Here is a 12417-nt window from a genome sequence, read left to right on the forward strand (position 1 = left end):
GACGGGCGAGAGCGCCCCGCATTGGCAACGGCCCGGCATCCGGCCAGCATCCGGCCCGGCATCCGGCCCAGCATCCGGTCTGAGATGGCGCAGAACGCAAGGAATAACGCGGCCCACACGGAGTATCCGTGTGGGCCGCGTTGCCGTTTTGTGGTGAATGCGCCCGGCGCAGCTCCGCTTACGGCAGTGCGTGCAGGGCGGAGAGGAGTCCTTCAACGTTATGGGAGAGGGTTTTCAGGCCGCGCTCAATGGCGTCTGTATCCTTCGCGATGGCGGCTTGTTCCACATCGTAGGCCGCAGTAAAGGCTTCCCCTTCGTCAAAGTAGCCGATGGTCCCCTTAAACGCGTGGGCCTGTTCCGCTAATGCGGCAAAGTCCCCCGTGTCGAAGGTTTGCCGCAGGATGGCAAGGCGGCTTGGCACCTCCGCCATAAGGATGGCGATGTTTTCCTTGAGGAAGGCTGTATTGCTGCCAAAACTCATGGCAAGGCGTTCGCGGTCCAGCGCGTAGGGGGGCTGTTCCGGCGCGGAGTCGCCGTTTTCCGAGTCGGCGGGTTCCTTCGCGGGGGTATTGCGTTCAATGGCCGAAAAGAGGTCCTGTGGGCGGATGGGCTTGGACACGAGGTCGTCCATGCCTGCATGAAGAATGCTCTGGCGGTCGTCCGGGGAGAGGTGGGCGGTCATGGCGATGATGGGGGTGCGGGGGCGCTCTTCCTGCTTTTCCAGCGCGCGGATGTGCCCCGCCGCGTCCATGCCGTTCATGATGGGCATCTGCACATCCATAATGACGAGGTCGAACTCGTGGGTGGAGAAGAGGTCCACGGCGCGTTTGCCGTCGTGTGCGACGGTGGTTTTGTGCCCAAACTGTTCCAGCATATTCAGCGCCACGTTGCGGTTAATCTCCGTATCCTCCGCCAGCAGAATGCGGCGTGGGTTTTGGGTGCGCAGCAGGTGCCTTGTGCTGTGGTCCTTGTCGTCCTTGGCGGGCAGCAGTTTGGAAAGCGTCGCGTGGATAGCTTTGATGAGCAGCGGCTTGTGCAACGTTGCCGCCACCTGCGGGTGGCGCTCGTTTTCGTCGTGGGCGTTTTCGCGTGATTGTAGAAGCACAACGGGGATGTCCGCTGTGTCCGCGTTGGCCTTAAGGGTGGAAATCAGCTCGCTGCCGGGCATGTCCGGCAGCGATTCGTCCACGATGATGACCTCCACGTTCAGCCCTTTGGCCTTGGCCTGCTCCAGGGCTTTGGTGGCGTCCTTGCCGGTGGCGGCCACCATGGGGAAGAGGCCCATCTGCTCAAGGCTGGCGCGCAGGAAGCGCTGGGACGTCGGGTTGCCGTCCACGATGATGCAGCGCCGGCCACGCATGGCCGCCGTGGCGTCTTGGATGCCGCCGGGAATGGGCACGGGCGATGCGTCGAAGCTGATGGTGAAAAAGAAGCTGCTCCCTGCGCCGGGCGTGGTCTGCATGGACAGCGTGCCGCCCATCAGCCGCACCAAACGCGAGGCGACAGTCAGGCCCATGCCCACGCCGCCTGGGTTGCGGGTTGCGGTCTGCTCGGCTTGTTCAAAGGCCTTGAACACCGCCGCCTGACGTTCCTGCGGGATGCCGCGGCCCGTATCGCTGACGGTGAAGGTAATTTCGTTTGGCGGGGTGTGCTCCGTGTTCTGCGCAATGTCCACACGCACCTCGCCTGCCTCGGTGAATTTGATGGCGTTGGAGACGAGGTTGGCCAGCACCTGCGTCAGCCGCTGCGCGTCGCCCAGCAGGGCGTCGTGGGTGTCTTCCGCAATATTAATGACAAGGGTCAGCCCCTTGGTCTCCGCAAGGAAGGAATAAGGCTGGAGCGCCGCGACAATGGTATCGCGCAGGCTGAAGGGGCGCGCCGAGAGGTGGACGCGGCCTTCCTCTATTTTGGTGAACTCCAAAATGTCGTTGATGATGGACAGCAGTATTTCCCCCGACTGCTTGATGCCCATGACATATTCATACTGGCGGCGTGAAAGTCCGGTCTGCGAGAGCAGGTCCGCCAGCCCCAGCACGCCGTTCATGGGGGTTCGTATCTCGTGGCTGATGTTGGACAGAAATACGGATTTCGCCCGGTTGGCCGCGTCGGCTTCGTCCTTGGAGCGGCGCAGGTTGCGTTCCATGTTATGGGTCTCAGTGGTGTCGCGGACCATCATTTGGACGAGGTTGTACTCGGCAAGGCAGGTGCTGGTGTCCGCCGGGAAGGTGGAGCCGTCCCTGCGGATGAATGTCATATGCTGGGTCCATGTATGGCCGTCCAGCACCGTTTGCATGGCCTCATTGAAGACGTGCGTATCGTCCGTGCCCAGAATCCGTCCGGGCGGCAGGCCGATAAGGTCTTCTTCCTCGTACTGGAGCAGCTCCAAGGCGCGCGGATTGGCCCCTTGCAGCATGCCGGACCCGTCAAAAAGGATGATGCCGATGGATGCGCTCTGGTACAGGGACTTGTAGCGCTTGCGGCTGTTCTCCAGTTGCTGCTGGTTCTTCTTTTGCAGCGATATGTCGCGGATGGTCAGGCTCAGGACGTCCTGATCCTCATAGTTGATGAAAAACGCCGTCACCTCTGCCGGGAACAGGATGCCGCTTTTGGCCCTGACAAGCGTTTCAAACGTTTGGGGCGAAGCCTCGTGCAGGCGCTCCCAGACGCTGGACCACGGCTCGTCGGCAAAGTCCGGGCAGATATCCTTGGGTGCTAGGGCCAGCAGTTCCCACCGGCTGTAGTCAAGCAGGGCAACGTTGGCGGTGTTGGAGTAGACAATGGCTCCGGCCTCGGTAATCCACAGTATGCCGTCCTTGGCGTTTTCCAGCGATATGCGCGCAAGGCGCAGGTCGCGTTCGGCCTTCTTTTGGGTGGTGACGTCCACGTGGATGCCCGTGGCGCGCAGCGGTTCCCCCTTTGGGGAGAGGTCCACAATCATCCCGCGCGACTGAATCCACCGCATGGAGCCGCCAATGGTCTTGATGCGGTAGGTGACGTCTATGGCGGTGTCTCCCGGTTGGCGGCCCTTCACGTGGTGCAGGACGTGTTTGCGGTCGTCCTCTGGCATATGGGCGAGCCAGCTCCCAAGGTCGTGGGGCATGGTGGCTTCGTCAAAGCCCATCTTCTCCCAGAAGTCGTGGCTCATGTATGCCTGCTCGCTGACGAGGTCGATTTCCCACAGGCCTTCGGCGGCGGCAAAGGTGGCGCGTTTGTACCGCTCGCGGCTTTCGTGCAGGTCGCGTTCGGCGTCGTTGCGGGCTTTGGCAATGGCGATGATTTCCGCCACCAGCTCCATCATGCCAATCTCTTCGGTGTGCCACGGCATGTTTTTGCGGGAGGCATCAATACACAGACACCCCAGCGCGGGACCACTCAGCTTAATGGGCACATAAAGCAGCGACTGGACTCCAAAATCCGTGGCGAGCCGCGCTTGATGCTCGGGGCCGGTTTTCAGGCCCGTATTGTCGCGGATAAGGAGCGAGCGCCCGTCCTGAAGGGTCTTCAGGTACAGCGGAAATAGCGAAATATGCTTGCCGTCCACATGCTTTTTGAGGGGGGCGACGTCGGGCGCGCACCATTCGTGGCGTAGGGCAAGGCTTTCGCCGTCGGTCTTGAACTCCACAATGCGCGAGCGGTCGGCCTGCATGAACTGCCCAAGGATGGGCAGTATCTGCATGATGGCGGTTTCGTAGTCGTTTTCCACCAGCCGCATGGACACTTCCTTGATGAGCGAGTCCGTGGCCGCGCGGCGCGAGAGGGCATCGGCGGTTTGCTCATGTCGGGCTGCCTCGCGCGAGAGTTTGCGGTTCCAGTACAGGCTGAGGGCGAGCATGAGCAGAATTACGCCACCAAGGGACAGGCTGAGGGTGTCCGGACGCCATGTGGGAGTGCTGGCGGAAAGCCATTTCTGTTCTACGCTGCGCTGCTCTGCTGCGGAGATGGTGGTAATGGCCTTGCCCAGCACGGCGCGCAGCTCCGGCCAGTCCGGACGCGTGCCAAAACGGAAGTCCTGCGTATAGGGCGTTTTGAGGGCAATGTGCAGGTTGGGCGACCGGCGCAGGTCAAGGGCGTGGGTTACGCCGACAATGCTGCCGACATACGCATGGGCGGCTCCGGAGGCCACAAGATCAATGCCTGCCATGGGCGAGGTAACGTCAAGGAATTTGATTTTGGGATGCGCGGCCTTGAGCATATCCGTCAGGGCAGGGGTCCCGGCCGTGGCGACAAGGTGCCCTTCAAGGTCGCCGATGCTCTGTGGCGTGGGGGTGGACGTATGCAATACGCCGACAATGGGCAGGGAAAGATAGGGCTGTGTGGGGATGAGGTTGCCGGACCCTGTGGCCGCGAGGTCCGGTGCGGTCAACAGGTCCGCGCGGCCTTGATCAACGCTTCGCTCCGGCGCATCGCTGGGCACGGGCTGAAAGCGTATGCTGAGCCGCTGCGCGAGAATGTCGAGGATGTCCTTGGTGATGCCCTTGAATTCGCCGTCAATGTCGACAAATTCAAGGGGCGGGGTGTCGTTTCGTACCGCCACGCGCACCACGGGGTGCACGCCCAGCCATTTTTTTTCGAATTCGGTCAGGCCCAGTTGGTCGCCACGGTGGACGTAGTTGCGGGCGGCGGGCGAGGTCACCCAGCGCTGCTCCAGCTCACTAAGCTCGGCGGAGCTGATGTTCATAAAGCCCTTGCGCACAAGGGCGGAGAGTTCGGGAGTCCGGGACGGAATGGCCGGATGCAGCGTCAGGCGAAAGCTGGTGGATGGAAAGGCCGTAAAATCGCTGGTCAGCCCAAGGTTGGACAAGAGTTCTTCAATGATAATGCTGGGGCCGCAGAACGCGCCAAGGCGTCCTTCGTATGCGGCCAGAATCATGGCTTCCTGCGATGAGTAGGACACAAGGGGGACGCCGGGGAGGAGTTCCTTAAGGCGTCGCTGCGCGGCGGACGCGGTGCGCACGCCGACGCTGTGCTGGGCAAGGTCGTCCACATGGGCGTCCGGTCCGTGGGTTTTGGCTGTGTAGAGGCGGTAGCCAATGCTGTAGACTGACGGGGCGTAGTCGAAGTCCGGCCAGATGTTCGGCTCCGCTGGCAGGGCGCCGTGCAGGTCGGCCCTGCCGCTTTGGATGGCGTCCACGGCGGCGGCAGGGGACGCGGGCAGAAAACGCACCTCGCGCTGCATTTTGGTGCCCCACAGTTTCCAAAGATCGACAAAAAAACCCGACGCTTTGCCGCTGGCTCCAATGTAGGCCAGAGGCGGCGAATCGCTGTCGATGGCGATGACAAGGGGCTGGGATTTGCCCGCATGGCTTGGCAGCGGCAGGAGAATGACGCTGAAAAGCAAAACTGCCAAGGCGTATATCACGCGGGTCGTTTTCATAATTCGCCTGCGTTTGTGGGTGGTGACGCGATGCATAAAGCCCATGTGCCGCACTATATAGTGTTACATGAAGACGTGTGGATGGGGCAAGAGTCTTGCGGAAAAGGGCGGGCTACAGCGCCGCGAAAAGGGAGATGGATCAACGCTTGCTGGCGGGAAAAGAAAGGCGTAGGGTCTGCGCCGACCTCAGGGCGAGAGTGCGGGGCGGTGGCCGATGTTAAAATTAATCATTGCCAACGCAAATCCGTTTTGCTACAAACCCCCGTTCCGCGCAATAGCGCAAGGCCATTGCCATCGGCACGGTCTCCCATCCAAAAGCAGTATTTTTCCCGAACTAGGACAAAGAGATGCCCAAGAAAACCGCGCGCAACGAATCGTTGCGCAATATCGCCATCATTGCTCACGTTGACCACGGCAAAACGACGCTGGTTGACCAGATGTTTAAGCAGAGCGGAGTGTTCCGCGAGGGGCAAGACGTTGATGATCGTGTCATGGACTCCATGGATCTGGAGCGTGAGCGCGGTATTACCATCGCCGCGAAGAACTGTTCCATCCACTGGCGTGACAGGAAGATCAACATCATCGACACCCCCGGTCACGCCGACTTTGGTGGCGAGGTTGAACGCTCTTTGTCCATGTGCGACGGCGTTATCCTGTTGGTGGACGCCTCCGAAGGCCCGCTGCCGCAGACCCGCTTCGTGCTGGAAAAGGCGCTGAACGCCGGCCTGAAGCTGCTGGTTGTGGTCAACAAGATTGACCGTGCAGACGCCCGTCCCGACGAAGTGCTGAACGAGGTCTACGACCTGCTCATCGACCTTGGCGCAGATGACGACCAGCTGGAATTTCCGCTGTACTACGCCATCGGCCGCGACGGCATCGCCAAGAAGAACCTTGAGGACGAGGCTTCCAACCTGCACATCCTGCTGGATGCCGTGGTGGAGGAAGTCCCCGCGCCCAGCTACGACCCCGACGCACCCTTCCAGATGCTGGTGTCCGACCTCAGCTACTCCGACTATCTGGGCCGTCTTGCCATTGGCCGCGTAACCAACGGCACCGCCCACAGCAACGAGCAGCTGGTTTGCCTTGGAGAAAACGACTCCAAGAAGTCCCTGCGTGTGTCCCGCCTGCAGACCTACGGCGGTCTGAAGGTTGTGGATACCGACAGCGCCCAGCCCGGTGACATCATCGTGCTGTCCGGCATTGAGGACGTGACAATCGGCGACACCATCTGCACGGTGGACAACCCGCAGGCGCTGCCCCGCATCACCGTGGACGAACCTACCGTTAGCATGCGCTTTGGCATCAATACCTCGCCGCTGGCCGGTCAGGAAGGCTCGCAGGTGACCTCCAGCAAGATTAAGGAGCGTCTGACCCGCGAAGCCCTCTCCAACGTGGCTATCCGCGTGGAAGAGACCGACGACCGCGACGCCTTCCTCGTGAAGGGCCGTGGCGAGTTCCAGATGGCCATCATCATCGAGACCATGCGCCGCGAAGGCTTTGAGCTGAACGTGGGCCGTCCCGAGGTTATCTACAAGCGCGACGAAAGCGGCAAGCTGCTGGAACCTATCGAGCATCTGTACGTGGACTGCGACGAAGCCTCCATGGGTGTCATCACCGAGAAGCTCGCCATGCGTAAGGGCCGCATGACCAATATGGTCAACAACGGCACCGGACGCGTGCGTATGGAATTCTCTATCCCCTCCCGTGGCCTCATCGGCTACCGCGACGAGTTCCTGACCGATACCAAGGGTACCGGCATCATGAACTCCTACCTTGAGGGCTATGGCGACCACCGCGGCGAGTTCCCCACGCGCTACTCCGGCTCCATCGTCTCCGACCGTGCGGGCAAGGCCGTGGCCTACGCCCTGTTCAACCTTGAGCCCCGCGGCAGCCTGTTCATCAATCCGGGCGACGCCGTCTACGAGGGCATGATCGTTGGCGAGCACAACCGCGAAAACGATATCGACGTGAACCCCACCAAGGGCAAGAAGCTCACCAACATGCGCGCATCCGGCAAGGATGAATCCGTTGTGTTGACCAACGTGCTGCCCATGACGCTGGAGCGCGCCCTGCACTTCATCCGTGAGGACGAACTCGTCGAGATTACGCCGGAAGCCATCCGCCTGCGCAAGGTTGAACTTAACTCGCAGAAGCGTTATCAGATCGCGGGCCGCAAGAAGAAAGCCTAAAAATTTATCAAGTAACCCTTGCCAGAGTGCTTCGGAACGGAGGCGAGCCCGGTTTTCGAGCCGGACCCCTCGTTCCCGTGACGGCGCACTCTGGGCGTTGATTTCATGGGCGGGCCACGTCAAAAGACGGGGGCCCGCCTCTTTTTTGCCTTTGCCTGCCTTGGCGGGCGCGATGGCACAATGCAGCACCCCGGTGGACACATGCCCACCGGGGTGCTGTCGTTGTCTGTCGTGCTGTGTTGTGCCTTGTTGAGGTGGAGAGGCCCAGAGTCCGCGTTGGCCGGGCGGCAGGAGCGTGAGGGGCCGCTTCGGGCGCTGGCGTGCTTGCCGGTTGGCGGCGCGAGGCAGGGCGGAGAAGAATCAAGGCCGACGCGTAAGGGATACGCGTCGGCCTTGATGTATTGATGGGGCGCAGCGGGGCGCCGCAGCCAGTTTAGGGCAGGGCTATCCAGTCCACGTAGGCCGTGGCGCTTGCGCCGGTGTTGTCGGTGTCCGTCATAATGGCGAGGGCTGCGGTGTGGGGCGGGTCTTCGCCAAAGGTGCGGCGGTAGTCCTCCACAATATTCACGCGCTCCACCTGCCATGTTCCCGCCTGCGACGGGCCGCGCCGCAAGGGAATGATCATGGCTTGGTCCGTATAGGGGCTGACGAAAGAGTCCGGGGTCTCCGTCACGCTGGCCCACACATACGTGAGGGTGGAGTGGGGCGGATAGTCGCCGGACACCAGCTTGGCAAGGGCGTACTTGAAGCGCGTCAGGCCTGTGGCGGCGTCCGGGTCGTAGGTGAACACCACGTAGACGCGCAGGGGGTAGTCGTCTCCGGCCTTGGTGGTGCCGTCGGCCTCGGGGATGATGGTGTTGACCTTCCAGCGCCACGCCAGCGTGGGATGCTCGTACACATCAAAGGGCGCGGTGGTGGTGATGCCGGAGGCACCGGCGCGGCTGGTGGCGCGCAGGGCCGTGCCGCCGTCCACAGGCGCAATGTCGTACGCCGTGGGCGTGTCGATGTTGTCAAAGGTCCGGTGGGTCCAGTTGTCAAGGGACGTAAAGTCGTCCCGCCACCAGTCGTCTGCGTGCGCTGAAAGTGGCACGGCGGCAACGAACAGGGTGAGGATGAGAAGAAGAAAGACATGTCGCATATCTGTACGTAGCACCATGAGGCGGTTTCGTCCAAGGGGGTGCTGCGGTCCGGGCATGTTGGTCAGGCAAGGTGTCGGCTGGCGGACACTTGAAGGGCGCGATGAAGGTGGTTTCTACCTATTGGGAATGTTTCATTTTTCATCGTATCCGTGTAGTCTTGTTCGCAAGGGAGATGTTGTAGGTGGCGCGGCGGCGATTGGCCGCGCCGGAAGCCTTCGCATCGGGATGTTTGAAAAAGGGGAAACATATGGGGACCATTCTCGTTCTTGGCGGAACGGGCATGTTTGGTACCGCCCTCGCGGAATGTCTGCGAAAGACGGGAACCGACTATGTGCTGGGCGTGCCCACGCGGCAGACCCTGTGCGAAATGCAGGACCAAGGCCACCGCGCCGTCCTTGCCGACTTTGAGCGGCCGGAGACGTTGGAGTCGGCCCTGTGTGGCATTGAGGGGCTGTTTTTGCGTACACCGCTGGTGCCGGATATTGCCAACTGGACGGTCCGCGCCATTACGGCGGCGCGGCGGGCTGGAGTGCGGTTTATTGTGCGGGCCTCCGGCTGCGGCGTGGAGGCAGAGGGCAGTTGCGGCATGACCCGCCTGCACGGCGCGCTGGACGCCGCCGTGCGCGAGAGCGGCATTCCCTGCTGTCTTGTGCGCAGTGCGCCGTTGATGCAGGACTACGCCACGCATTATGCGCCCATGATTCGTGATACCGGGCGGATTTTCCTGCCCATGGGCATGGCCGCCACCGCGCTGGTGGATGCCCGCGACGTGGCCGAGGGGCTGTGCCGCATCCTCGCCACGCCCGAGGGTTCCCTTGGCCGCAGCTTTATGTTCACCGGCCCGTATGCGCTGGATAATGTGGAGATAGCGGTCATCCTGTCGGAAATCGTGGGACGGCGCATCGCCTATGTTCCGGTGGACGACGCAACGGCGGAGTATGCCATGGTCCGCGCGGGCATGGCGCACTGGACCATTGACCTGCAACACGGCCTCAACGCCGCTATCCGCAGCGGCGCGGCCACGCAGGTGACGCCGGACCTTGCGGCCATACTACAGCGCCAGCCCACGGATTTCAGAACCTTTGCCAATGCGTACCGCCAGGCGTGGGAACCTGCCTACGCCTGACCCACGCGGCCCCGCGTCTGACGTTTTCGCATGCTGTGCCCGCACCGCCACCCTGTGGCGGCGCGGGTGTTTTTGTCTGATGGGGTCGCTTTGCCCTGCCGTTTTATTCTGACCCAAGGCCCTGACGCAAGGCAGAGAAAACGGCGGTTCCGCGTGAGGCTCTGTGCCACGGGCGGCGGGCGCTCCTTTGGTCCCGTGCGCGCGCCCTGCGCCGCAGTTTTGTCCTGCTGCGCGGCGGCAAAGATTGGTGTTGAGTGCCTGCGCGAGTCGTGGCAGTGTACCGCTCCCCGCGGGGGATGGGCAGGCGCGCTGTGCGTTCCCTTGCCCCGTCCCGCAGGGAAAAGACCGAACGACGTGGAGACGCCAATGCATGGAAATGACATATACCGCGACCTTCTCTCGCGCTTTGGGGTGGCGTACCGCCGTACCCGGCGCGATATTCCTTTGGCTGGCAGCCCGGAGCGCTGTGGCTGGCGTAGCGTTGTCGAGGGCGATGACGGCAGACTGTGGGTGCTGGAGCGCCTCAGCCCGGGCCAGCACGTCTGGCGCGAGTCCGTTGGAGAACTCCTCAGCGCCTTGACCCGCAGCGGCTGCGATGGCGCTGTGGCCTACCTGCCGTGCGGCGAGGGCTTTACCTGCGCCCACGGCGGGGAGCATTGGCAGCTTGCGCCCTTTGTCCCCGGCGACGCCCTGCCGCGTCCGGACTATATCCACGACGCGGAGCGCGGGCAGGCCTTGGCGGCCTTTCTGGGGCGTCTTCGCCGCGCCGGGCAGCAGGTGACGCCGCCCCGCGAGGCCTCGCCGTTTTGCCTGCCGGAGTATATTCAGGATATTCTGCACACTGCGCGGCGTCTGCGCCCGGATGTGGCGGAGGCCGTGGAACCGGTGGTGGCGGAGATGGCCGTTATGGGGCCGGAATTCGCCGGCGCGCCCACTGCGCTGTGCCACGGCGACTACCATCCCCTCAATGTCATTTGGGCGGGGCAGGGTGTGCGCGCCGTCATCGACTGGGAGTTTACGGGCATCAAACCCGACCTGTACGATGCGGCCAACTGCATTGGCTGCGTGGGCAGCGAGCACCCGGACTACCTTGTTCGCGGTTTGGTCCCCGCGTTTGTGGCGGGCCTGCGCGAAGAGGGCGTTCTGCGGGCGGACAACGAGCGCTGGCTGCATCCCCTTGTCCTTGGCCTGCGCATGGCGTGGCTGTCCGAGTGGCTGCGGCGGCGCGACGAGGAGATGCTGGAGATGGAGCTGGAATATATGCGCATCCTCACCACCTATGCGCCGCAGATACAGCGCGGCTGGGGCATTGCGGACCCGGCTTAGGCGCGGGAACCAACACGATATATATGCGCGCCGCGCCGCAATACCGCGCGGAAGGAAGTGACTGGATATGCAGGATGTTGACGCTCTTATTGTAGGAGCAGGAGCCTCGGGGCTGATGTGCGCCATTCGCGCCGGACGGCGCGGGCGGCGGGTTGCCGTGCTCGACAAGGGCGGCAAGGCCGCCCGCAAGGTGCGCATTGCCGGTGGTGGCCGCTGTAATTTTACCAACCTCGACTGCCAGGCGCGGCACTACCTTGGCGAGAACCCGCACTTTTGCAAGTCCGCCCTTGCGCGCTTTTCGCCCTACGACATCCTGAGCCTGCTGGCCGAGAATGGCCTTGGGTATGAGGAAAAGGCCGAGGGGCAACTGTTTTGCGAGCAGGGCGGCGCGGCTGTTGCGGGCGTGCTGGAGCGCCTTGCCGGTGAGGCCGGGGCGTCGGTTCGCCTTGGCACGGACGTGCAGGCGGTGGAGCGCGATGGCGACGGCTTTCTGGTGCGCACGGACCAAGGCGACATGCGCGCCCCCGCCGTTGTGGTGGCGACGGGCGGGCGCTCGTGGCCCGGCGTTGGCGCAACGACCTTTGGCTATGAGGTGGCGAAGCAGTTTGGCCTGCGTGTGGTGCCGCCGCGTCCGGCCCTGACGCCGCTGGTGGTGCCTAGCTGGCGCTACAGCGACCTCTCCGGCGTGGCCCTGCCCGCGCGGGTGACGTGCGGGGACGCGAGCTTTGCCGATGACGTCTTGTTCACCCACAAGGGGCTGTCCGGCCCCGCCATACTGCAGATTTCCAGCTACTGGCGCAAAGGCGAGGCCCTGAGCATTGATCTGTTGCCGGGGCAGAATATTGTGGACACCGTTGAGCAGGCGCGCCACGAGCGGGGCAAGACCTTGCTGCGCAACGTCTTGGGCGCGCACTTTCCTGAACGTCTGGCGCGGCGCGTTGCAGGCCCTGACGGCGACACGCAGGTGTCGGACCTGCGCCGCAAGGCCATGGACCGCCTTGCCGAGGCCGTGCACGCGTGGACGGTGCAGCCCTCGCGCGCCGAGGGGTGGGACAAGGCCGAGGTAACGGCGGGCGGCGTGGACACGGCGGCGCTGTCGTCCAAGACCATGGCGGCGCGCAGCGTTCCGGGCCTGTACTTTACGGGCGAGGTTGTGGACGTGACGGGCTGGCTTGGCGGGTACAACCTGCACTGGGCGTGGGCCAGCGGCTTTGCGGCTGGCGAGGCCGTTTAACAGCCTGCACGGACGCGCGGCGCAAATGG

The 12417-nt window shown here is 63.1% G+C and carries 6 protein-coding genes; 4 read left to right on the top strand and 2 right to left on the bottom strand.

Features of this window, described 5'->3' with window-relative positions; all coding sequences use genetic code 11:
- Positions 1-178: 178 nt before the first annotated feature.
- Positions 179-5374 carry a response regulator gene (locus tag ACI3L3_RS12325; RefSeq protein WP_404845429.1) on the bottom strand — a complete coding sequence of 1732 codons (5196 nt, stop codon included), beginning with the start codon at positions 5372-5374 and terminating at the stop codon, positions 179-181.
- A 347-nt stretch (positions 5375-5721) separates the two neighbouring features.
- On the opposite strand from ACI3L3_RS12325, the gene typA reads away from it, so the two are divergent.
- Entirely contained in the window at positions 5722-7563 is a 1842-nt protein-coding gene (gene typA, locus ACI3L3_RS12330; protein ID WP_404845430.1) for a translational GTPase TypA, read from the top strand.
- Positions 7564-7996: 433 nt separating this feature from the next.
- Here typA and ACI3L3_RS12335 read toward each other — a convergent pair whose 3' ends face one another.
- Positions 7997-8701 carry a DUF3047 domain-containing protein gene (locus ACI3L3_RS12335; RefSeq protein WP_404845431.1) on the bottom strand — a complete coding sequence of 235 codons (705 nt, stop codon included), beginning with the start codon at positions 8699-8701 and terminating at the stop codon, positions 7997-7999.
- Positions 8702-8949: 248 nt separating this feature from the next.
- Between ACI3L3_RS12335 and ACI3L3_RS12340 the strand changes: the two genes are divergently transcribed.
- From ACI3L3_RS12340 to ACI3L3_RS12350, 3 genes are all read left to right on the top strand, one after another.
- A complete protein-coding gene (locus tag ACI3L3_RS12340) occupies positions 8950-9828 on the top strand; it encodes an NmrA family NAD(P)-binding protein (protein ID WP_404845432.1) in 879 nt (292 codons plus the stop codon).
- 366 nt (positions 9829-10194) lie between these two features.
- Positions 10195-11154, top strand: coding sequence for a phosphotransferase enzyme family protein (locus ACI3L3_RS12345; RefSeq protein ID WP_404845433.1), 960 nt, complete (start codon positions 10195-10197; stop codon positions 11152-11154).
- 67 nt (positions 11155-11221) lie between these two features.
- Positions 11222-12388 (top strand): NAD(P)/FAD-dependent oxidoreductase, encoded by a 1167-nt coding sequence (locus tag ACI3L3_RS12350; protein ID WP_404845434.1) that lies wholly within the window; start codon positions 11222-11224, stop codon positions 12386-12388.
- The last annotated feature ends 29 nt before the right edge of the window (positions 12389-12417 follow it).

The sequence above is a fragment of the Desulfobaculum sp. SPO524 genome (genome assembly GCF_044987625.1).
Classification (GTDB): Bacteria; Desulfobacterota; Desulfovibrionia; order Desulfovibrionales; family Desulfovibrionaceae; genus Desulfobaculum.